Below are 24,690 nucleotides of genomic sequence, written 5' to 3'. Positions count from 1 at the left end.
GAGCAAGGAAAAGCTTATATTAGAAATAATATACAATTAGTATCTGGACCAGGAATTACAGAAAACTGCAATGTAGATTACATTAGATAAACCTTTAACTAGCCCCACTTATTCGCTATACTGCTATAGATTTTACAGCAGTATAGTGAATGAACATTTTTAAACAGGTTGCCTCTCTAATCTTTAGTAAATTAAATGAGTTGAAGCAAAGGGGTGTTATAAGTACGAATGCAACAAACTTTATTGTAGAGCCTCCGAGCAATAGAGCACATGGTGATATCTATACAAATGTTGCTATGGTGCTTGCAAAACATGAAAAAAAGAATCCAGTTGAGATTGCAGGGATCTTAGCAGAAGAATTTAAATCTTTTGATGAAGTTGCAAAAGTGGAAATAGCAGGTCCTGGGTTCATCAATATGCACTTGAAAATGGAAGTATGGCATGGGATTTTAAAACAAATAAATGAGCTAAAAAAGGAGTTTGGCACTCTCAACATTGGAAACAATCAGGCCATCAATGTTGAGTTTGTATCTGCAAATCCAACCGGTCCACTGCATATTGGTCATGCAAGAGGGGCAGTGTTTGGTGATGTTTTAGCAAATTTGCTAAAGAAAGTTGGTTATAAAGTTACTAAGGAGTACTATATCAATGATGCTGGAGCGCAGATAGATACGTTAATTCGGTCAGTATATTTGCGGTATAAGGAAGCTCTGGGAGAGAAAATTAGCATCGAAAAAGGTTTATACCCAGGTGAATATTTAAAGCCAATAGGGAAGGGGCTAGCTAAAAAATATGGAAAGGAGCTTAGAGCAGAGGAAGATAACCAGATAATTAGAGAATATACTTTAAGTTCTATTTTAGAACTCATAAAGGAGGACATGAGCTTGCTTGGAGTCAATCATGATATTTTTACTTCAGAGTATGAGCTACAAAAAAATGGCAAAATCGAAGAGAGTATAAAGATATTGTCTGACAAGGGTCTAGTGTATGAAGGGTACCTGGAGAAACCAAAAGGCAAAGAAAGTGAAAGTTGGACTTCCAGAAAAGAAATGTTATTTCGCTCTACAACATTTGGTGATGATGTTGACCGCGCACTAAAAAAAGAGGGTGGTAGCTGGACTTATTTTGCATCGGATATTGCTTACCATTTTGATAAGATATCACGTGGTTTTAACAATATGATCGTAGAGCTCGGCAGTGACCATGGCGGTTATATTAAAAGGCTTAGAGCAGTTGTCTCTGCGCTCAGTGATGATCAAGCAAAGATAGAGGTAAAACTGCATAATATTGTGAATTTCTTCGAAAATGGCAAACCTGTTAAGATGTCGAAAAGATCAGGAAATTTTCTTACAGCTAGGGATGTAGTGGAAGAGGTTGGCAGGGATATAACTCGTTTTATAATGTTAACACGCAAGAATGATATGGTCTTGGACTTTGATTTTGCTAAAGTTAAAGAACAGTCAAAAGACAACCCTATTTTTTATGTGCAATATGCGCACGCCCGTGCTCATTCGTTAATGCGTAATGCTCCAAAAGAGCTCCCAACAGCAGACCCTTCACTTTTAAAGACAGATGGGGAGCTATTCCTCATAAAAACCTTAGCAAAGTGGCCAGATGTGGTAGAAATATCTGCAAGGCTTTGTGAGCCACACAGAATCACTTTCTACTTACTTGAAGTTGCAGAAGCGTTTCACGTTTTATGGGGATATGGCAAAAGTGATTTAAATATGCGGTTTATACTGGAGAATAACTTAAATCTCACCGCTGCAAGAATGTTTCTCGTCCAAGCCTTAGCACACGTCATTGCTTCTGGACTTTCGATTTTTAATATAGAGCCTTTGAAAGAGATGAGTTAATTTTAATGCGTAATATTAAATGTGATAATAAATTATTGATGTAAGTACAATAAGGCCAAAAATTATACAAGAGGTCTGTTAAAATCACGTATGTCGATTGTCTTGAAGTCACACAATTGTTCTGTAGAGCTATGTCCTGTAATAATTACTGTACCGTTCTGCTCAGAGCGTATTGAGATTAGGTTCAATACTAATTCACATGTTGTGCTATCAAGATTACAGAATGGTTCATCTATCAGCCAAATGTTTGCATTAGAAATTAAAAGGCGAGCAAGCGCAACTCTTCTTTTCCAGCCTGCAGAAAGTTCACCATATCTAATGTTAAATACAGGCTGCAACTCTAAACAATAAGCAGCTGCCATAACTGATTCTCTAGTGTTCCGTATTCTTGCCCAGAATTCTATGTTTTCACCAATTGTTAAACTATCTTTACAGGCGTTTTTATGTCCTACGTAAACCATGGAAGATATAAAGGATTTTGGATCATCATATATGTCTTTTCCGCAGTATCTTATATTGCCTGATACTGGCGGTAAGAGTCCAGATAAACTTCTGATTAAGCTGGTTTTGCCGCTACCATTTGGACCAGTGATTAAGATTTTTGATTTTGGCTCAGCTTTAAAATTGAGGTTTTTAAATAATACTTTGTTATTACGAGCACAGGATAGATTTTTACATTCAAGCATCTATTGGACCTTTAAAGAGAACTTGGAGCCTAAACACTTCAGTGTATGAACATTGGATAGCTTGCACAACAAACAGTCAGTGTTTGACATACAACTGTACGAACATTGGGTTTGTAGGTAGCAGATGGTGTCATCCCAGTGCTTGACACTGGGATCCAGGAATTTTAAGTAAGCACGCTGAGCTGGTTGGCATAAAAGTAGTTGCTTTATGTTAAAATTAATATTTTTAACTAGATTACATGAAGAGCTGGATCCCAGTGTCAAGCACTGGGATGACACCCTTATACTTGACTGACTATAACACTTAAGAAGTTTAATGCCAGAAAGCAGGTTATACAACGGATACGTCATCTGCCTTTTCCTTTATATTTACCCTTAGTTGAAGACTGAGCTTTTATAAATAGCTCCCAAAATCCTTTCTTATCACCTTCTCTGTGTATCAATTGTGCAAAATGTTTCATTAAACTATTACCCATCATAACCATCTTTGTCCATTTACCTAACGGTTTTGCTATATCAACTATTTCTAGATCTTCTTTGTAAACTTGCATATTCTTTTGTTTCTCCCTTAGCATTTCCTGTTGTTTCATCAACTCTTTTTGCTTATTTTTTTGATACAATTCATTAAATCTTCTATTTTCTTCCCACTCTTCTTTGAGAACTTTTAGAGGAAATATAATTTTTCTAATATGATTTTTGTATATTTTTCTCAAAAAGAGAAATACTGCAATTATAGTAAGTAATATCGTGCTATATGTAATGATTTGTCCGAACGGCATTTTTATACTCAGCTTATTGGCAAGCGGTATTTACAATTATACCATAACTATAGAAATTTTACAATTTTTTTCTGGATAAAGATAGTAGACTAAAAATTTCTAAAGGACAAAAGCAACGTATTTACGTACAGGCTATCAACTACTACACTCAAAACTGACAAGTGTTAATCATTGGAGAGTAGAGGAATCACGGCTCTCTAATGAATAAAGATGGACTGTGTCAAGCTGGTGAGTAAGGTGGAAATTGAAAGAAAATCTAATTGTTGGTTATCATGCTAGATCTACTTGGCTTATAATAATTTCTGAGTTAACCTTAGATTTCCTGAGCTGTGGTTTCTTTTACCCATGTTGAATTCCTAGCTTTTATACTCTAATTTAATTCCAGTTTTGACTATATAGGAGGTCACAATGTCAAACAATATCTATAGCGATCAAGTTGATAATAGTAATTTATATGCCAACAAACTTTTTTATGATGAAGAGGGTGAGCAAGTCGAAAATCTAGGAGATCAGGTTGCGGGAAAAGAGGATGATAAATCAGAAGAAGATTTACTTCGTGACTGTAGAGATGAAACTAAGAAGGCAAAAGATAAGTTAATACAGTGTAAAAAAGATGCTGTGGAATCACAAAGAGAAATTACACAATTAGAAGCAGAAGCTAGTGAATTAAAGTCACAGGTTCAAGAAGAGAAAGGGAAGGTAGAACAAACTAAGAATGAAGCTAAAGCAGCAAAGGCAGAAGTTGATGAGTTAAAATTACAGATTCAAGAAGAGAAAGGGAAGGTAGAACAAACTAAGAATGAAGCTGAGGCAGCAAAAGCAGAAGTTGATGAGTTAAAATTACAGGTTCAAGAAGAGAAAGGGAAGGTAGAACAAACTAAGAATGAAGCAAAAGCAGAAGTTGATAAGTTAAAATTACAGTTTCAAGAAGAAAGAGAGAAGGTAGAACAAACTAAGAATGAAGCAAAAGCAGAAGTTGATAAGTTAAAATTACAGTTTCAAGAAGAAAGAGAGAAGGTAGAACAAACTAAGAATGAAGCTGAGGCAAAAGTTGATGAGTTAAAATTACAGGTTCAAGAAGAGAAAGGGAAGGTAGAACAAACTAAGAATGAAGCAAAAGCAGAAGTTGATAAGTTAAAATTACAGTTTCAAGAAGAAAGAGAGAAGGTAGAACAAACTAAGAATGAAGCTGAGGCAAAAGTTGATGAGTTAAAATTACAGGTTCAAGAAGAGAAAGGGAAGGTAGAACAAACTAAGAATGAAGCTGAGGCAGCAAAAGCAGAAGTTGATGAGTTAAAATTACAGGTTCAAGAAGAGAAAGGGAAGGTAGAACAAACTAAGAATGAAGCTGAGGCAGCAAAAGATGAGTTAATACAGTGTAAAAAAGATGCTGAGAAGATGAAAGAAGGCTCTGAACAGGCAATTAATCAGGCAAAGTATGATGATGCTCAAGCAGAAGCTAAACAAGCAAAATTAGAAGCTAAGCAAGCAAAATTGGAAGCTAAGCAAGCAAAATTGGAAGCTGAGCAAGCAAAATTGGAAGCTGAGCAAGCAAGAATAGAAGCTTTGAGGTGCGAAATTGGACAAGAGAGAGAAGAAGTTATGCGGTGTAAAATTGACAAGGTAAAAGAAGAACTTATGCAGTATAAAATTGACATGGCAAAAGCAGAGAATAAGTGTTATAAAAAAGCAGCTGAAGAATGTAAAAAAGAGAAAGGAAGTGGTACAGATAAACCTTGTCCCAATGGAGGAGGTGGAACTAATGTAGTCAAACCTGTTACTAATGGAGGAGGAGATGAAACTAATGTAGTCAAACCTGTTACTAATGGAGGAAGGGATGAAAATAGAGAAATTACGTCTCAAAAAATAACCCCAGATTGTAGCAAGGAAGAAATTTGTGGATCTTATGCTCGTTTTTATGGAGAAAATGGAAAGATAGGTTATCAAGGTTTTAATACATCTGATTTATTAAAGAATTTGTATTCTGAGATGTACGGTAATCCTAACATTGCACCATATATAGAAAAGGGAGCAGAGGGTGGTTATGGTGCAGTAAATTTTAAATTTGCCTTTACTGATACTCTTAGTTCAATAAGCTACTTTAGTGATATAAAATGTGATAAATGCATTAATAGTCCACAAGAGTTAGCGTGTCAAGAAGAAGGGATTAAGAGTTTCTGCTACTCTAACGACTACTATGCTACTAAAGAATGCAACAAGAATTTTTTTTCTAGAGAATCATGTCCTGATCTCGTTAAAGAGTTCGGTGAAATAAGTGTTATGAAAGCAAAACAAGTTGCACCATTGATACTTGTTAATAACTCAGGACAAATGATAGATAAAGAGGGCAATAACACTCAAATACACTATAATTTATTAAAGCCTTATCTAAAGGCTAATGGTAAAATCAAGGACTGTGGAAATGACCAAAAGTGTAAGAATTATATTCCAGTCATGAAGAAAGTTGCATGGGATACTGATAAGGAAGTACTGTTAAAAACTGTTTTTGATGATATGCAAAGAGCGAGTCCTTACTATGAAGATAATCCTGTTTCTGATGATACTAATTTTATATAAGACTAAATGTTTCTGGGGAGTGTTAAATAAACTGTGTCAAATCGCATTTTTAGTTCAACTCAATTTTTAACCTACTAGGAAAAAAGATATCAAGTTGAGAGATAGTTAAAGCCCAATCATGTATAGGCATAGTCCATTTTTCTCTTACCTTTTTTATAGCACAATATACCTGTTTATACAAGGCATTTGTGCTAGTAAATGAGCCCTTGGTTTTAGTAAATTTTCTGATCTGTATATGTAGTCCCTCAATAGGATTTGTGGTATAAATTAATTTTCTTACAGGGCCAGAATATTTTAAATAACTAGACAAATTTTCCCAATTATTCTCCCAAAACCAACGGATATTTTTCTCCCCATTTTTCCTCCAGTTCAAGTAAATAATTCTCGGCAATTTCTCTACTTGATATGTTTTTTTCAAATCATTCATGAAAACTTTTGCTCGATGCATATTTCAGTGAATTTCTTATCTGATGTACTATACATTTCTGCTTTAGGAAATACACTGTTTATTGCTTTAGGAAAGCTTTTTAACACATACAATCAGGATATCTTCTACTCCTTTCTCTTTTAAGTCATTTAACATCCCTAGCCAAAAGTTAGCTCCCTCACTTTCTGCTATATAAAAGCCTAAAACTTCTTTCCTTTCATTCTGCTAATATATTCTACATATATTTACTTACGCAATGCCCGTCTTCTTTGACCTTAAAAAACCATAAACACTATTGGATACACTGATTGCAGCGGACGACTGCGCCATTCGTTGATTACCGGTAACAATTTGTCAGTAATACTTGATATCTCTGCTGCAGATATTTTATATTTCTTCTACATGCGATGCTATATCCCATGCCACTGGCATATGTACTTAAAACCTTTGCTTCAAGTTCGGTTTGTTTGCCTTTTTCTGACTACTTGTGGCTCGAAACTTCCTTCTCTATCTCTTGGTGTCAATAGTTCAAATACTTGTCCGTAAAGTCTTTGAATTTCTTCGGTTGTTTTCTTCGCTTTCAGCCGACAAATGGTTTTCTATCTCGCCTTCCCTCTAGCAGTTTTTTTATAAATGGTGTTAATGCTCCATCTCTTTCCGTCAATGGTCTTCCTTCTCGTATAGATGATAAGATATTTGTTTCTAATTCTTTATAGTCTACCAAACCGGTAGTTCTGTTTGCTTGACTCATTGTCAAACCTCCATTTTTTTATCAATTTATTACTTTACTTCTCGGTTTGACACAGTTTATTTAACACTCCCAAACTTTCTGCAATTCTTTAATCTCACTTATGGAAAGACCTGTACACTTGACAATAGTATCAATATCAACATTATTAGCCAGCATCGCTTTTGCTACTTCAATTTTCCCTTCAATTTTCCCTTCAATTTTCCCTTCAATTTTCCCTTCAATTTTCCCTTCAATTTTCCCTTCAATTTTCCCTTCCTCTCTAGCGTCATCAAGTTTTTGAGCGAGGATGGCTTCTCCTTTACGTAGATCCATTATTCTCTCTTCATAAGCTACTAAATCTTTTTCATTCCAGCGAAACCTATCTAATTCATCATATGCTAGCTTTATTATTGGCGATTCCTTTGCTATTTTCTTTAAATCTTCATCTGTGGTTTCTTCTGCATATTTAAAAAAGAAACACCACCTTTCTATCGTGCTTTCTAACAGCTCTACTTTATTTTTTGCAAATTTAGGTAATTCAATAAAGATAAATTGCAAATCTTTTAAGTAGTGTCCATTGGTTTTTATATCTCGTATATTATGAGTAGAAATATAGTCAACTTCTTCAGGAAGTAAGTTACAATTAGAAATAGCAATAAAGAAGACCTTCTTTAAATCAATGTAATTACCAGATTTATCTAATTGCCTTGAATAAGCCTTAGCAGCGTATAGTTGAGCACGTTTTTCAAAGCCTTTATCACGAGCGAGCTGCATTTCGATGACAAATCTATTACCAATAGAATCTTTGCAAAGGACATCAACAATACTTTGTTTATCAGAGGCAATCTCAGGGTCCATGATAGTGCTTAAGAATTCAATTTCTTTTATTTCATTACTTCCAGAAAATCCTAAGATATCGTTCAAAAAGTGAATAAGAATATTTTTATTTTTTTCCGTTCCAAAGATTTTTTTGAAACATAAATCATTGCGAGGATCAAGAAATTTAGAAATGGCCATAGTACTCAGAGAAAAATTAATAATTATACACTATTCTGCACAAATATTCAATATTTTTACGTCTAAAACCGTATTTGTTAAGCTTCAAATATAAAGAGTGACTTTTATTGAGTGGAATGTTAGGTAAGCAATTTCAAAAGAGTCTCTCTTTGCCACTCCAGTTCATTTAAGCGTAAGCCTCTAAACAATAGTATGTTCCTCATTAGTTACAAATTCTTCGACATTGCTATTTTCAAGTGAATTTGAAGGCCTATCATAATAGGATACGATTGCAGCAGCAATTAGACAACAAACTCCAACTGCTATTCCTACCGCTAACATTCCTGAGTAAACTGCAATAGCTACTCCTAAAGCAACTCCAGCTATTGCTAGCGTAGAAGCGGCTACAATAGGTAGTTTACTTTTCTTTTCACTTCGCGTAGCATCATTATTTAAATTACTCGGCTGTTGATTATTATTTTGAATACCATTTGTTTGATCTGTTGCTACAACTGAAGTTTCTGAGTGTAATCTTCTTAAAACTAACGGTGTGTTATTTTCCTCTAGAAAAATTGACTCATTAACATCTTTAGATTTTTCATCTGTGTCGCTCTCTCTAATAGTTGCACGACTTTCATTATAATCTTCTGCATCAAAAAACTTATCATCACTGTTCTCATCAATTTGAGCTTCCGTTTCTCTTGTAATATTCTCTTGCTGATTAGATGGCTCTTGTGCAAAATCTTTCATTTCTTTTACCCCTGACAGTCCATTGATGATAAGTTTGTATTCATCCTTATTTGGTATAATTCTATCGTAATTCGGTAAAATACCCTTAATATTTTCACTAAAATATTTATTTATCTCTGCTAAAATTTTTTGCTCTTCAAAGGTAATTTTTTCAGGATCACCAATATCTACCTTACACATAGCAAAATCTTTAAGAGCTTTTTTCAATTCTGAATGAAGTTTCGCATGTTGAACTAGATTCTTAGCCAAATCTTGCAGAAATAGTTTAATATCTTCTTCTGCGAAAGAGTAATTATTGGGCAAATCATCTCTTCTTTGTTCAGGAATCATACCACATTCAAAGAAAAACTTTTGCATTTGAAGGTCTTGATCATAGACATGAGATAGTGTGTGTCCTTGCTCATTTCTTAAATTAATTAGAAAAGGATATTTATCAGAATCATCCAGCAAAACCTTTATTCCCTCTTTATGATAACCGTGTCGTGCAAGATCAAAAAATAAACTCCTTACAGTGCTTTCATCTAGCTTGCAAACATTACTCTTAGATTTTGCTCTTGCTTGAGACCATGATTTTTTCAGAAGTTCAAAAAGAGCTCTAGTTCCGCCATTATTGTCTATACGAGCAATTTTACCTATGAACTCGCAGCATTTCTCAGATTCGGCTAAAGCTTTTGCTTCTTTGTTACCAATCTTATTGTGACGTAAATTAAGTTTAGTAAGTTTTGTAAGATTACTCTTAGCGAAAGCTTCTACTCCTTCTGCATCAATACTATTATTCGCCAAATCAAGTTCAGTAAGGTTTGTAAGATTACTCTTAGCGAAAGCTTTTGCTCCTTCGTTACCAATCTTATTGTCAAATAAATTAAGTTTAGTAAGGTTTGTAAGATTACTCTTAGCTAAAGCTTTTGCTCCTTCGTTACCAATATCATTGTGACTTAAATCAAGTGTAGTAAGGTTTGTAAGATTACTCTTAGCTAAAGCTTCTGCTTCTTCGTTACCAATATTATTGCCAGTTAAATTAAGTTGAGTAAGGTTTGTAAGATCAACATCAGCGAAAGCTTTTGCTCCTTCTTTATCAATCCCACACCAAGTGAGAGAAAGTTCTGTAATATTTTTGTTCTCTTGCAAAAAGCTTATCAAATTATTGATATCTACTTGTTCATTATAAACATCTAATATGTTGCCTTTAACATACTCACTGAAATCCATTTTTATCCTACTAATGTTATTTGATTAACAATTATAACAAATTGTTTTACAATTATCAACTTTATGAATATATTAACTGAACTATATTATAGTTTGCAGAAAATACTGGATTCTATAGCGTTACAACAAATTTAATCATTTACTCTTTTAAAAGATGCAAGAAAAATGCCTACCTTTGTGAGAACACATTGCGTAAAAATAGGGTTGTGTAAACAAAAATGCAAAACTGTTGCAACAAAGCTAGGCAAGCCATTTCGTATATAGATATGGATGAAATGAGCTAATATGGCTAGTTTTAGCGTATAGCAAAGTCAGAATATAAAAAAGTTCGTATGGATCACGTGGTAGACCAATTGATTCCAAGAAAAACAGTTCTCACGCTTGCTGATTTTAGTTATCGGAAATGGCTGTATTGTTTCAGTTTTGAGTAATATGTAAAGTTGAATTAGTACTTAAAAATAGAAAGAGTACATTGCAGTAAAAAAACAGAAGTGTTTTTGCAAGTACTGGCTTTAGTTTTAAAAATACAAACTAAAATAAAATGCTAAAAAGTTCTTGCTCTGCTAGATCTTTTTAGCTATAATGTGATTCAATGTAAAGAATACATGGGGTGTTAGATGAATTGTATTATGTACATCATTCAGAAAGCAATCCTGGCTTTTTTAAGAATATATCTAGTTTAGTAAGAAATCAAAAGAAAGGCACACTGTTACTCAGCAATCAAAGTTACTTAGGATTACCGTAAAGTTTCTACAGCAAATTGGTTTGGTACAGCTGCATAAGAATCAAATGAATTAGATGTCAAAACCAATCTTCAGAAAAGAGGTTTACGACAAAACAATCAAAATATGAATATTAAAATATAGGGGGCTTTATGTTAGGTAAAGAAAATACAAAGGAACAAGTAACAGATAATCAATCTAGGTTAATAAGAACGCAAAAAGAAGACACATTGTCATCTAGTAGTCAGCAAATATTACAGCTGCCAGAAGGTTTTACAATAGGGAAAGCAGTTGGAGGAGGGGATGGTTTCTTTCACGCGGTTGTACAAGGACTTAAGCAATTAAAGCCAGGAACAAGTGTTACTGTGAAATCTTTGAGAGAAATTTGTAGGAAGCAAGCTTTAATTAGTCAAGAAATGAAAGAAAAGATTATAGCCGATGCTAGAAACCGTGAAGATTCTACAGTAATACCTCCAGGGCCTGGTATTGATGATGATGAATTATGGAAGACTTATTTGGTTGGTATAGAATACAGTAATGAAGATATAGAAAGAATGCAGAAGGACAATAAAGAAGTGGCTTCATCATTAACTGATTTAAAGTATGGAAATACGTTGCAGGTTCCTATATGTGGCAGACCTAAAATTGAGGGAAGCATGATTTGTAATGAATATAATGTTAAGCTGCATGTTATTGAATATCTTCCCATATATGAATGGTCAGGGTCTCTTATTGATGGATTAGGATCCAAATTTGTAAGTACAGATTATAATGAAAAAGATACTATACATATAATAAATAAAGGAGATTTTCATTTTGAGCCAATCTTGAGCGAGACACTATTAATAAGTGAAATACAGAAAGAATTTACTAGTATTCTAGAGGGTTCTAATCTTATAGAAGATAGAAAGCTTGAAAAGCTAAAAAGTTTTTTTGAAGCATATCCGAGTCTAAACGTTAATTTTCAGGTGAATCAATATAATGATACACCGATACATATTGCTGTTCGTGCTGGAGAATCAAAAATTGTTAGGTTTTTGCTAAAGATAGGAACGCAAGTTGATGTTTTAAATAGAGAGGGAAAGACTCCTATAGATATTGCTAAAGATAATAACAGAAAAGATATCGCTAAGATACTGCAACCGCTTATTTCATATAAAGAAGTTGATATACCAGGAGATGGCAGTTGCTTATTTTGGTCTGTTGCTTTAGCTTACTTAACTCCCGTAAAATTTGATGATTATGCCTTTCATGAAAGGTTTAAAGAATTATTTGCGAGCGACTATGATGTACATTCAATTCAAAGGCTAATACAAAGTAATGCAAATATTTATGAAGATAGTGTAATGAAGCAATTAGTAACGAAGACATTTCGTTGTGAGGTTGCTGATGAAGTATGTTTCAGCCAAAGAAGATTTGAAAATAAGGTTGAAATTATGGATCTTTTTGAGAGTCACAGTGGAAGTTATTTTACAGGAGGTACCTTTAAAAAAGAGTTTGAACATGAATTCGGTGCTGAAAAAATTGAGCAGTATAATATTGACACTAGTAAACTCCAACCCAATTTTTTTGATGAAAGTGCAATAAAGGAAATTTGTACTGAACTTAATAAGATAAAAAAACGTGATCAAGTTCAGGAATTTATATTTGATACATACTTGAAATGCATGGAAATGACTCAAACTTGGGGTGGAAAGAATGAAATAAATGCAATGTCTGATCTACTAAATACAGCGATAATAGTGTCTGAGAAAGATTCAAAAGATCTTATATACAATGAAAAGAAAAAATACTGTAACAAAATACGCTTGTCTTATAAAGAAAATAATCATTATCAATTTTATCAAGTAGAGTATTCAAATTTGATGAAGTTTGTTCTGAGTTTCATTCAATCATTTGAAACGAGGCTTATTATATATGATATACTTGCAAGTACACTGAGAGAGGGGAACAGAATATTTTCGGATGGGGTGAGCATTAACAGGTTTGTGCAAAGTATTTTTGGATGTTCAACACATGATGATTGGGAGATGTTTGGTATGAAAGCATCTTTGAGAGAAGGTAATGTAACAAAAGCGACAAAAAGTTTTATTAATCTATCAGACTTAATAGGAACGTTTAATGAATATAAACTGGGCTTTAGAAAAATATTAATGGATGCTGGATGCAATATTTTTCAAAGTTTTGAAATGCAGTTTGAGAAAATAGGCTTTGATCATATTTCAAAGATAGCAGATGATATCGTAGATAAGATAATTGAATATTACATTCAGAAAGAATACAAGGGAGATTTGAGCAATATAAGAATAGCTGAAACCCTTGTTCTAAATACATACTTTCAAGGTATGTCTGCGCAGTATGGAGAAATAAGTTATAATCTTAGAGACCTATATGAAAATATCGGAATTGCAGAAGGCAGTGAAGGCTCTTTCGTCTATTATAGAAAGAAAAGTGAGGATAAATCTAGTCAGTATGGTTATCGCCGTTCCCTTATGGGTGAAAAGTCGAAAAGAACATATGATACAAGATATATTAGAGTAGAAGCTACAAACGTAGAACTTGAAAACTATGTGTATACTTTAGATGCCTTAAATATACAAGAATTTAAGGCTAAAGTGGAGAAGGTATTTTATATTGTCAATAAAGAAATCCAAATTCCAAGCAAAAAGATAATTGAGGATCTTATAGTAAAAATTAAATCCCATATTGAACAAGAGGTAAGCTTTTTAAACGAGCATATCTTATTTTGTTGTCAAGAGCGCAAACAAAATTTAGATATGAATTTGAAATACTTAGTTAAAGAAGAGGGAAAAAAAGAACAACATATAATAGGAGGCAAAGAGTTAATAGGAAGAACTGAAAAAAATAGTGATGTTGTATCTTTGATGGAAAAAAATTTAAAAACAATTCCAAATTCGTTTTATTATCTAAAAGTAAAAGAAGCATTTGTAAATCATGCTGAAACAGTCTCTCAAAACTATAGCAACCTACTTGAATCAGAGCATGGTAATACAGCAAGATCTAGGAGTTTTTGGCCTAGTATAAAAGTATCAGATATAAAAAGATTATCATCTCTACTTGGGAAAATGAATTTTAAGGATGTATGTGCTCCAGTAGAAGAATTCACTGGAAGAAAGAAACAAATAGAGGAGATATATACAAAATTACATGGGGGAGAAGTAATAATAGTAGGTCCATCTGGAATTGGCAAAACTCAACTAGCTAGAAAATTTGTTGAAGAAAACAAAGGAGTTTATCTTCATATCTATGAGGTAAATACTCAAGATATATTGTCCATAGAAAGTTCTTTTGATTCCCTTGTCCGAGATAGGCTAAGCATGTGTATGGAAAGAGAAAGAAATAAAGGAGAGGAAAAATGCCTATTCCTTTTTCAGGGAGTTAAAAAAGAAGATCTAGAGAGAATTTTAAAGATCAGAGGTAAAAGAGGTGGTTTTGACTGCTTATTTACTTCTTCTGATCAAGGTTATCAAGATATAGCAGAAGTGTCTTTAGATAGTCTTGGAGAAAAAGAAGCTATACAACTTGTAAAAAGAATTTTAGAGATAGCAGATAAGTCGCAAGATGAAAAAATAAAAGCACTAATAAGAAAACTCGAAGGTTTTCCATTAGCTATAAATCTAGCAGTAGCATGTATTAAAAACAAAGGATCAAGCTCTTTGAGCGAAGCATTTGGAATTTTTGAATATTTAATACAATACGAAAGGTTTAATCAGAAATTTCCACGAAACACTAGACAAAATGCATACGATAGAATACTGCAAATAACATTACTAATCTCGATGGAAACAATAGAAAAGATGAGTTCTGGAGAGAAAGTTCTAAAAATTTTAAATGCTATGGCTTATTTTGGTCATGGTACAATTGATCCCAATTTATTTCTTCCCTGGATTAGATATGAGGATAGGCTATACTCCATTTTTAAATTGCTAGAACAATATTCGATAATTTATCCAAAAAAGGAAGGTAAATACAAGGTCTATACTATGCATGAATTAATAAAAAAAGTAATACGTTCACAGTTTACCATAGATGAGGAAAAATACATATTAAGTTGTATCATAGAATTGGTATCTGAAACTGAAGGAGGGTTTTTAGATGTAGTTCACCTCTTATCTTTGTTTTATCATGGTCAAAAATATGACTATCTAATAGAAGAAAATAAGAATCTTCCTTGTTTAATTTTAAGTGGCTTAAATGAGTTATATGAGTATCAAAAAGTTATCAATCTTACGTCGCAATTATATCAATTACTTGCTGTAGATGATGGATATTCAAGGTTGATCAAATATGAGTTTGCCTGTGCGCGAGCTGGTTTGGGATGGTATGATAAAGCATTAAAAGTCTTTCTAGATTTGAAAAAATTAGAGAAGGTAAATGATGTATTTCCTTCTCTTGCTTTGGATAAAAAAATACTTTCTATTTATCTCAAACAAAAAAATTATAAAAAAGCATTGTCGTACAGTAAATACAATAACTTTATATTTACTAGTTCATTTAACGAAGAAATCATGGAACTTATAGAAGAACATCTAGATATGGCAGTTATTATAGCTGAAGTATTTGTAATGCAAAAAAGATATACTGATGCATTTACAACTTTGTACTATGTAAGACAACTGAGAAATGAAATTTTCCTTAAAATAAGTGATTTTAACTCCGATGATGATCCTTATCTTGATCCTTCCGAGGTGTATGAATTTTATAATTTAGATACAAAATATATCTATGCCTTAGCATATTTCTTTATGAGTCAAGAAAGAAAAAAAGTAACTATAAATGAAGAAGCGTTACCACATAAAGAAGATTTACCTCGTGAATTGAGTATAAAAGCTTTATTTAGGCAGCTACAAGATATTCTGATAAATCAAGAGAGTAGTCAGTACTTACAACCGGCTCCTTATTTTGTTGCAATAGAGGTAGGAAAAGTAATTCAAAGAGAATTAAGAGAGAAAGCATTGCAATATTTTGAGAAAGTGCTGAAGCTACAAAAAAATTATGGATTTTTAGATAATCATCCTAACGTACTATCTGTGAAGTTTTATATAGCTGTTTTACATAGTTGCTTAGAGGATAAAGAAAAAGCATTACAAGAACTTCAACGATTGCAAGAATTACAAGAGAAGGTTATAGGGATAAATCATCTTGATACTTTAGATACTGTATATGCTATACAAAAGTTGTTTACTAGAGATGAAGATAAATCAACATATTTAAAAAATGAGGTAGAAAAAAGAGAATCGCTCTTACAATTTGAAAAATCTGATTTGAATGCTAAGGGTGTTTCAATCTTAAAAGAGCTTTATGTAGAAAAAAATAGCGAAAGTTCTTCTTCAGTATCAAGTGAAGAGTTACTGCTAGGAAACAAAAGGTTTCTAGACATAGAGAGTACAAAAACTAAAAGGAGAAAAATAGATAACCAGCCAGCCAGTAAGATTTATCTTAACGATGTCAACGTAAATCTTAGCCGTCAGCAAGATGCTATAGTCAATTTATAATATTGACTGGCAAAACATTATCTTCTTACAACAGATGGGTCTAGATGCTTAAATTTTTAATATTATTTAATGATAATCTAAGGACAATTACAGTAAGGTTTCAGCAGAAGTTTAGATACATGGTTCCAGAGTGTGATGGTAGTGTAAATACATGAGGAGCACTGTAAACATATAAATTCGAAAGGTGTAAGACCATTAAGAGTTTTAATTCTTCTAGCATAATTGTAAGCCATCATAAAATTGTAAAGATGCTTTTTGAGCTGCTGATGTGAGCGGTGGTAATATTTTTTAACTGTAGCATTTTTAAAAGTTTTATTCATACGTTCAACTTGCCCATTTGTCCAAGACTTTTGTCAAACGGTGTTCAGTGTCATTTTCTTCACAAACTCTATTAAATATGTGTTGAAAAGCGTATTTATGGTGCTTCTGGGAGGCTTTGTTGAATGGCAAGGAATGAGGAGGAGTAATGAAAGGAATTTACGAGGCAAATTTGAAAATAGGCATACCTATATCAGTAAAGTTATTAATCAAATAGCATTTTAAAAGCACCTCTTTGAGAGGGAGTGTTAAATAAACTGTGTCAAATCGCATTTTTAGTTCAACTCAATTTTTAACCTACTAGGAAAAAAGATATCAAGTTGAGAGATAGTTAAAGCCCAATCATGTATAGGCATAGTCCATTTTTCTCTTACCTTTTTTATAGCACAATATACCTGTTTATACAAGGCATTTGTGCTAGTAAATGAGCCCTTGGTTTTAGTAAATTTTCTGATCTGTCTATGTAGTCCCTCAATAGGATTTGTGGTATAAATTAATTTTCTTACAGGGCCAGAATATTTTAAATAACTAGACAAATTTTCCCAATTATTCTCCCAAAACCAACGGATATTTTTCTCCCCATTTTTCCTCCAGTTCAAGTAAATAATTCTCGGCAATTTCTCTACTTGATATGTTTTTCCTGGTAGGTTAAAAATTGAGTTGAACTAAAAATGCGGTTTGACACAGTTTATTTAACACTCCCAAACTTTCTGCAATTCTTTAATCTCACTTATGGAAAGACCTGTACACTTGACAATAGTATCAATATCAACATTATTAGCCAGCATCGCTTTTGCTACTTCAATTTTCCCTTCAATTTTCCCTTCAATTTTCCCTTCCTCTCTAGCGTCATCAAGTTTTTGAGCGAGGATGGCTTCTCCTTTACGTAGATCCATTATTCTCTCTTCATAAGCTACTAAATCTTTTTCATTCCAGCGAAACCTATCTAATTCATCATATGCTAGCTTTATTATTGGCGATTCCTTTGCTATTTTCTTTAAATCTTCATCTGTGGTTTCTTCTGCATATTTAAAAAAGAAACACCACCTTTCTATCGTGCTTTCTAACAGCTCTACTTTATTTTTTGCAAATTTAGGTAATTCAATAAAGATAAATTGCAAATCTTTTAAGTAGTGTCCATTGGTTTTTATATCTCGTATATTATGAGTAGAAATATAGTCAACTTCTTCAGGAAGTAAGTTACAATTAGAAATAGCAATAAAGAAGACCTTCTTTAAATCAATGTAATTACCAGATTTATCTAATTGCCTTGAATAAGCCTTAGCAGCGTATAGTTGAGCACGTTTTTCAAAGCCTTTATCACGAGCGAGCTGCATTTCGATGACAAATCTATTACCAATAGAATCTTTGCAAAGGACATCAACAATACTTTGTTTATCAGAGGCAATCTCAGGGTCCATGATAGTGCTTAAGAATTCAATTTCTTTTATTTCATTACTTCCAGAAAATCCTAAGATATCGTTCAAAAAGTGAATAAGAATATTTTTATTTTTTTCCGTTCCAAAGATTTTTTTGAAACATAAATCATTGCGAGGATCAAGAAATTTAGAAATGGCCATAGTACTCAGAGAAAAATTAATAATTATACACTATTCTGCACAAATATTCAATATTTTTACGTCTAAAACCGTATTTGTTAAGCTTCAAATATAAAGAGTGACTTTTATTGAGTGGAATGTTAGGTAAGCAATTTCAAAAGAGTCTCTCTTTGCCACTCCAGTTCATTTAAGCGTAAGCCTCTAAACAATAGTATGTTCCTCATTAGTTACAAATTCTTCGACATTGCTATTTTCAAGTGAATTTGAAGGCCTATCATAATAGGATACGATTGCAGCAGCAATTAGACAACAAACTCCAACTGCTATTCCTACCGCTAACATTCCTGAGTAAACTGCAATAGCTACTCCTAAAGCAACTCCAGCTATTGCTAGCGTAGAAGCGGCTACAATAGGTAGTTTACTTTTCTTTTCACTTCGCGTAGCATCATTATTTAAATTACTCGGCTGTTGATTATTATTTTGAATACTATTTTTTTGATCTGAAACTGGTATTTTAGTACTGCCACTTTCAGTAGTTATGTTACTAGAGTTACCGTTGGTTGTTAAAAATTCTGGTTGTGTACTTTGTTGATTACCATTACTTTCGAGTTCTGAAGAAACTTCACTGTGCTCACTAACGTTTGTACTTATCTGTCCAACATTGCCAGTTGTTTCACTTACATGCTGAGGAACTTGCTCATCAACACTGGAAGAATAAGATTGACTAACTGCTTGCAGTTGCTTATTGCTTGGATTGCCAAGGTTTCTGCTTGGTGCATTCAACACTGCAACGACTGCACATAATTGCAGCCTTGGAGCGTGCCGTACTGCAACATCTTTAAAGTTAACAAAGTCAATCAGAGATTTTTTATGAACCCCAAGTTTTACTTTCAGCTCATCTCTGTTTTCTTCCAAACAGGCTTTTATTTTATCAATTGCATCAAAAAAGTAGAATCCTTTTTGCCGACAAAATTTGATCAATGGCTTATGGTTGTCTTCGAATATTCTAGCCTCTATTTTAGGCATTATTTTAGCTTTAAGCTGCAGATTTTCCGGACTGACATATAAACCATCAACTTCCAGCTTTGTAATAGTTTAGACTTGATCTGACAGGCATGAATTATCTGACAGAAGAATTGACAGAGTCAAAACCAAAATCAGCATCCTGTTTAATGCTATCAATATTTTTCTGATAAGCAATATGCATACTATCAAAAAAGGTTTGCATAGGAGTCTTACCATAGCAATATTTACCCGAATGCGGTCTAGATCTATTGTAAGAATGCACCCAATGGTCTACATCTAACTGAAGTTCTGCCAAAGAGGTGTAAATTTTCTTTCTAAAAATAATATTGTAACATTCATCTTCTGTGGAACCTTTCACATATGCCATTAGTCTGTGGAGAACGAGCTTTGGTTCGAGAATGATCAATATTTTCTACCCCTAAATATAGCTGGTAAGCTTGATTTTCAGGTCTGCCACAATACTCTGTACCACGATCCGTCAAAACACGTAGCAATGATACTTTCTGTTCATCAAAGAACGGTACTACTCTATCATTAAGAAGATCAGCAGCTGTAATAGCAGTTCTTTCCGTTAGCAAAAGCAACTCTGGAATAGGTATCAACAAAGGTTTGCTGGTCCAATACCTTTGATATTACCAACATAATAACTGTCTTGGCTACCTAAGTATCCTGGATGCTCTGTTTCAATTTCTCCATGGGCCTCTTTTTCTTCCTTAGCCTTTTCTAGAGCTGTTATCTGTTCTTCTGTTAAAATGATACCATCCTGAGCTACTTTTGCTTCTAATGCCTTTAACCTCTTTTTAAAATTTTCAAGATCGTTTCTTTGCCACACTGATCTTATTCCACTTGCGGAGATCTCTCTTTTTCAGTTCGTTTGCTGCTCTTTCTTGTCCGTATGCTGGAAATTCTATTGCTATTTCAATTACTGCTTTTTCTATATCCTCCGACACTCTATTTGCATACAATGGCTTGCTTTTGCTTATCTCGTATAAAGCTTCTTCCCCTCCTGTTTCATACAGTTCTTTGAAGCGGTAAAATGTATCCCTTCATTACTTTACACGCCTGTGATACATTTCCTAATTGCTTTGCAAGTTCTAGCAATCCCAACTTTGGTTTTAGTATTTTTTCTTGTGTTGTACTCATATCTGACACTCCTTTAAAACTTGTTTATATTTTTATCTTACTTTATTTGCCTGTCAGATTAAGTCTGAACTATTACAGTTAAATAGAGAAGGTTACCGAACAAAATCAGATATCTTTAAAAAAGCGACGGTAAGGAGAATAATAACAAATCCAATATATATGGGAAAAATCAGGCATTATGAAAAAGAGTATGAAGGAAAGCATGAAGCAATAATAGAAGAAGAAAAGTGGCAAAAAGCGCAGGAATTGATAAAGAATCAGCCATATAGAAAAGCAAAATATGAAGAAGCATTGCTAAAGGGAATAATAAAGTGCAAGAGCTGTAATGCAAATATGACGCTGACGTACGCAAAAAAAGAGAATAAAAGGTATAGATATTACGTATGCAACAATCATTTAGTTGGAAAAAGCTGTGCGTCAAAGAGTCGGAATATAGTAGCAGGAGAAGTAGAAAAAGAAGTAATGAAGAGAGCAGAGCACCTATACAAAAATTGGCAAGAAAAAGCGGAAGAGTGGAAAAATTTAAGTTTCAGAGAACAGAAAGAAGTAGTGAAAAAGTTAATAAAGGGAGTAATGGTAAAAGAAGATGGAATAGAGGTACGTTCTGAATCAGAGGAAACATTTATACCAATAAAGAAAAAAGGAAACAAATGCACAGTAGTAGAACCCGAAGGGAAAACAAATAATGCATTGCTAAAAGCAGTGGTGAGGGCTCACCTATGGAAACGGCAACTAGAAGAGGGAAAATATGTAAGCGTAGGAGAACTGAGTGCCAAAATTAATATAGGTACAAGACGTATACAGCAAATTTTGAGGTTGAACTATTTAGCACCAAAAATTACAGAAGACATAGTAAATGGAAGGCAGCCAAGGGGTTTGAGGTTAGTGGATTTGAGAGAAATACCGATGTTGTGGAGCGAGCAACTAGAGAAATTTTACGGGTTTAAACAAGCTGTCCGCCAATAAAAAATAAGATAATTTCTTTAGAAGAATCTTTGGATTATTAAACTTTCTGCAACTCTTTAACCCCAATTATGGAAAGATCAGTAAATTTAACACTCACACTGAATTGGATAAATTGATTGTAAAAAAATAAGATTTTCAATAAGTTGCTTGTATAGTCGGCCTTTCATAGGTAACAAAGCCAACTCTCCTGCTATATCTCCTTACCCCCTTAAGTTATAATTTTGCACTGTTATTTGATTTACTACAGCTTCAGCATTGCTATTCTCAAGTGACTTTGAAGGCTTATTACAATAATATATGATTGCAGCAGCAACCAGACAACAAGCTCCAACCACTATTCCTACCACTAACATTTCTAGGTGAACTGCAATAGCTACGCCTAAAGCAACTCCAGCTATTGCTAGCATGGGAGCAGCTATCGTAGGCAACTTACTTTTTGCATCTTGTGGATTAGGGTTGTTTTTGTTTTGATAACTAAGTTGTTTGCTGTTTACTACAGACTCTTCTTCATCACTTCTAGATGTCGAAACATTCTCACTTACATAACTTGGTACTGTAGGTACTGTTAAATTTTGCTGATCATCTTGCTCATTAGTTAGTTGTAAATTTTCTGTTTCTCTTGAGTTACATCCTCTAAATGCAACAATAGGTTGTCGATTACGTGGATTTTTTCCTAAAAGGAGAACCATTAACATACTCTTTATATCTTTATTTAAAGAAACTATATCCATTTCTTTCTTCTTTTTTGCTTCCTCTAATTTTTCTTTAATCTCTTCCAACTTCTTTTTTTTACTATCTCGTTCATGTTGTGGAAGTTTTTTAATTTCATCTTTCGCCATCATAAGGAAGCCATCAAGATTATGTAAATGTGTGTAGACTTCTCCTGTGTTTTCATTAATTGAAAAAACCCTTATACAATATTCTTTTATAGTCTCAAGAGTTATAGGATCCATATCAAGCTCATCATCCACAAGATCTGTATCTAAGTTTGTATCTGAAATTTCTTGACGTACTACTGGCGTGATATAAAGAGTATTTGTCATATTCATCGAAACAGAAGAAAATGAACTTAATGCGTAACGACGATTATTTTCGGAAATTTCCTTCATGAATCTATATATTTTAAGACGTAATTCGTTATATTCTTTATAATGTGGAACTTTATAAAATAATTTACTAAGATAAAATTTTGTTTTTTCAATGCTATTTCTTTGTTTCAAGTAACTTTCCTGTATTTCAAGAAATTTATTATTGATCATATTTGAGCAAATTTTTTCGTTATATTCACCTACATTACCTGTAACATTAATTTCTTGCTCTATTGGTTTATGCCGATCAAAACACACTTGAATAGTAATTTTGTCCTCATTTAATAGATTTGGATCTATAGCAAATAAAAAATCTTTTTCTTGTGAAGTAACAATGCACTCAGGTATTGTGCATATTTTTTTATCTTTATTTTTAATGGTAATATTCGCATTAATACGTTTACCTTTCAATAATCCAGCATTTTGGACTTTACCAAAATCAGATTGAAGTTGAACGTGGGTTAGTGGTGATCCATCCACCTGCAATTCCGTAATATAGGTGAAATCATAATCTTTACCTACTCCTACAGAATAAATTCTTGGTAACTTCTTATCATTGGAATTGTTCTTAATCTTCTTTATTACCTCCTTCGGATTCAGATCATCTACTACATATTCGCTATTTTTTCCATCAGTAATCACAAATATAGCAGTTTCTTCAGGGTTAAATTTCGTATAAGATTCTAATTTTAATACCTCCAGCACTCCTTTGCCAATATTAGTACCCCCTCTTACTTGAAGATTTTTTATTTTATCATGAGAACTTTTACTTTCTCCATCTAATAAAATAGTAGCTTTATTGTCAAATTGAATAACACTAATCTTAGTATCATCTCTTAATTCAGAGATTATCTTACAAACACCTTTTTGCATCGCTTCTATTCGTGATATATATTTTTGTGTTTCGTAAACAAAAACATCTCTTTCAGACATTGAACCACTAATATCAAGTACAAATATCAGATGTTTTAAGTCATCCTTATCTTCATTATCTATTGTAGTAAATGAAAGCTGCGCTAACTGACCTTCTGAAAATGGGTCTTTACCAACAACAAAACTTGCTTTTTTTATACTGAACATATTGTGAACATAAATATACTATAATATAACAACAAATATCTTAAAATGTCAATAAATATTATTTTTTCTTACTTATTTCATGTAATGCTTCTTCTTCTCCATTTTCATATAACTCCTTAAATCGATAAAATGTATCACGAGAATAACCCATCACTTTACACGCTTGTGATACGTTACCTAGTTGCTTTGCTAATTCTAATAACCCTAACTTTGGTTTTAGTATTTTTGTTTCTCATATCTAACACTCCTTTCTTTTATTATTTTATAACTTACTTTTCTAAAGTGTCAGATCAAGTCTTGTTTAATACAACTAATGTTACGTGAGTTAGATCAATAACAAAATCAACTAAAATCCATATTTTAAATTCATCATTCCAGATGCGTGTGATTCATGGAAGTTATTACAATAAAAATGTAAGATCAACAAGACTTGATTCATTAGATAGGATTTAATCTGATAAGTCAGCAGCCATAATCTCTATGAGTCACAAAGTGAAAGCACCATATTAATTAGTGTAACAGTAAATCCGATCATTTACTGTTTTTAAAAATAGTGCGTATATTTGTGAGAGCAGCTCAAGTAAAGGCAGGGTTGTGAAAATAAAAGCCTGGAATTTTTGCAACAAAATTAGGCAAAACAGTTCGTATGTAGATATCGATGAAATAGGCTAATATGGGTAGTTTTAGCGTATAATGAAACTACCATATAAAAAAGTTCGCATGTATCACTTGGTAGACCAACTCATCCCAAGAAAAATTGTTCTCACGTTCCTTGGTTTTGGTTACGGAAGATAGTTATTTTATTTAAGTTATTAGTGAAATATGTTGCTAGATTAATAGCAATTTTCTTGACGAGGAATTTACGGCAAAAACGAAATTTGAAGATAGAATGAAGTAGTCTAAAAATAAAATGTCAAAATACACATAAAAATCACTTGCATTCCCGATTTTATCTACTAATATATAGAAAATCTAGTATAACATTAGGTTTTATGTGAAATAGATGGAAGGGTTTATGACTGAAAGCAATGTATCCAATAGATAAAGAAAGGGATAATTCAGGAGCTAATCAATTTCAAACACCTGGTAGTGGTGGTTGTTTTTTTGGCGCTGTTGCTTTGAGTTACTTAATTCCTGTAAAAGACGATGAGTAAAGATTTGGTACAACATACAGGGATTCGTTTAGAGATGATAGTAATAAAGAAAAAAGGCAATAATTTAAAAGGAGATGTAAAATATTACTACTTTAAGTTCTTTTTTTA

The 24,690-nt window shown here is 33.0% G+C and carries 11 protein-coding genes and 6 pseudogenes; 5 read left to right on the top strand and 12 right to left on the bottom strand.

Annotated features, from left to right (window positions below; all coding sequences use genetic code 11):
* The first annotated feature begins 149 nt into the window (after nucleotides 1-149).
* Nucleotides 150-1,856, top strand: coding sequence for an arginine--tRNA ligase (gene argS / locus OPR30_RS04435; RefSeq protein WP_265030498.1), 1,707 nt, complete (start codon nucleotides 150-152; stop codon nucleotides 1,854-1,856).
* Between the two features lie 62 nt (nucleotides 1,857-1,918).
* Here argS and ccmA read toward each other — a convergent pair whose 3' ends face one another.
* Nucleotides 1,919-2,542 (bottom strand): heme ABC exporter ATP-binding protein CcmA, encoded by a 624-nt coding sequence (gene ccmA / locus OPR30_RS04430; RefSeq protein ID WP_064085635.1) that lies wholly within the window; start codon nucleotides 2,540-2,542, stop codon nucleotides 1,919-1,921.
* A gap of 347 nt (nucleotides 2,543-2,889) precedes the next feature.
* A complete protein-coding gene (locus OPR30_RS04425) occupies nucleotides 2,890-3,321 on the bottom strand; it encodes a hypothetical protein (protein ID WP_064085636.1) in 432 nt (143 codons plus the stop codon).
* A gap of 408 nt (nucleotides 3,322-3,729) precedes the next feature.
* Between OPR30_RS04425 and OPR30_RS04420 the strand changes: the two genes are divergently transcribed.
* Nucleotides 3,730-5,898 carry a hypothetical protein gene (locus OPR30_RS04420; protein ID WP_265030497.1) on the top strand — a complete coding sequence of 723 codons (2,169 nt, stop codon included), beginning with the start codon at nucleotides 3,730-3,732 and terminating at the stop codon, nucleotides 5,896-5,898.
* A 49-nt stretch (nucleotides 5,899-5,947) separates the two neighbouring features.
* Here the strand turns inward: OPR30_RS04420 and OPR30_RS04415 are convergent.
* From OPR30_RS04415 to OPR30_RS04405, 3 genes and pseudogenes are all read right to left on the bottom strand, one after another.
* Nucleotides 5,948-7,076 (bottom strand): annotated as a pseudogene (locus OPR30_RS04415) (IS256 family transposase).
* Between the two features lie 60 nt (nucleotides 7,077-7,136).
* A complete protein-coding gene (locus OPR30_RS04410; protein WP_265030496.1) occupies nucleotides 7,137-8,072 on the bottom strand; it encodes an Rpn family recombination-promoting nuclease/putative transposase in 936 nt (311 codons plus the stop codon).
* A 180-nt stretch (nucleotides 8,073-8,252) separates the two neighbouring features.
* A complete protein-coding gene (locus tag OPR30_RS04405; RefSeq protein ID WP_265030495.1) occupies nucleotides 8,253-10,010 on the bottom strand; it encodes a TomO hydrophobic C-terminal domain-containing protein in 1,758 nt (585 codons plus the stop codon).
* Between the two features lie 874 nt (nucleotides 10,011-10,884).
* Between OPR30_RS04405 and OPR30_RS04400 the strand changes: the two genes are divergently transcribed.
* The gene (locus OPR30_RS04400) at nucleotides 10,885-16,248 is read left to right on the top strand and encodes an ankyrin repeat domain-containing protein (protein WP_265030494.1); all 5,364 of its coding nucleotides are present in this window, start codon (nucleotides 10,885-10,887) and stop codon (nucleotides 16,246-16,248) included.
* Between the two features lie 77 nt (nucleotides 16,249-16,325).
* Here the strand turns inward: OPR30_RS04400 and OPR30_RS04395 are convergent.
* From OPR30_RS04395 to OPR30_RS04375, 5 genes and pseudogenes are all read right to left on the bottom strand, one after another.
* A pseudogene (locus tag OPR30_RS04395) lies at nucleotides 16,326-16,662 on the bottom strand (integrase core domain-containing protein); the annotation flags it as partial.
* 179 nt (nucleotides 16,663-16,841) lie between these two features.
* Nucleotides 16,842-17,196, bottom strand: a pseudogene (locus OPR30_RS04390) (transposase); the annotation flags it as partial.
* A 62-nt stretch (nucleotides 17,197-17,258) separates the two neighbouring features.
* Entirely contained in the window at nucleotides 17,259-18,146 is an 888-nt protein-coding gene (locus OPR30_RS04385) for an Rpn family recombination-promoting nuclease/putative transposase (RefSeq protein ID WP_265030493.1), read from the bottom strand.
* Nucleotides 18,147-18,326: 180 nt separating this feature from the next.
* Complete coding sequence (locus OPR30_RS04380; RefSeq protein ID WP_265030492.1) at nucleotides 18,327-19,151, bottom strand: TomO hydrophobic C-terminal domain-containing protein; 825 nt, start codon at nucleotides 19,149-19,151, stop codon at nucleotides 18,327-18,329.
* A gap of 94 nt (nucleotides 19,152-19,245) precedes the next feature.
* Nucleotides 19,246-20,294: pseudogene (locus OPR30_RS04375) on the bottom strand (IS481 family transposase).
* Nucleotides 20,295-20,369: 75 nt separating this feature from the next.
* Here OPR30_RS04375 and OPR30_RS04370 point away from each other — a divergent pair.
* Nucleotides 20,370-21,260: pseudogene (locus tag OPR30_RS04370) on the top strand (recombinase family protein); the annotation flags it as partial.
* Between the two features lie 200 nt (nucleotides 21,261-21,460).
* Here OPR30_RS04370 and OPR30_RS04365 read toward each other — a convergent pair.
* Nucleotides 21,461-23,428, bottom strand: a complete 1,968-nt coding sequence (locus OPR30_RS04365; protein WP_265030491.1) for a TomO hydrophobic C-terminal domain-containing protein — start codon at nucleotides 23,426-23,428, stop codon at nucleotides 21,461-21,463.
* A 61-nt stretch (nucleotides 23,429-23,489) separates the two neighbouring features.
* Nucleotides 23,490-23,651 (bottom strand): annotated as a pseudogene (locus OPR30_RS04360) (helix-turn-helix domain-containing protein); the annotation flags it as partial.
* Between the two features lie 805 nt (nucleotides 23,652-24,456).
* Here OPR30_RS04360 and OPR30_RS04355 point away from each other — a divergent pair.
* Complete coding sequence (locus OPR30_RS04355; protein WP_265030490.1) at nucleotides 24,457-24,582, top strand: hypothetical protein; 126 nt, start codon at nucleotides 24,457-24,459, stop codon at nucleotides 24,580-24,582.
* Nucleotides 24,583-24,690: the final 108 nt, after the last annotated feature.

It is taken from the genome of Wolbachia endosymbiont (group B) of Athalia cordata (genome assembly GCF_947251845.1).
Lineage (GTDB): Bacteria > Pseudomonadota > Alphaproteobacteria > Rickettsiales > Anaplasmataceae > Wolbachia.
Note: the sequence above shows the minus strand (reverse complement) of the source record. Positions and strands in the feature narration are given on the sequence as shown.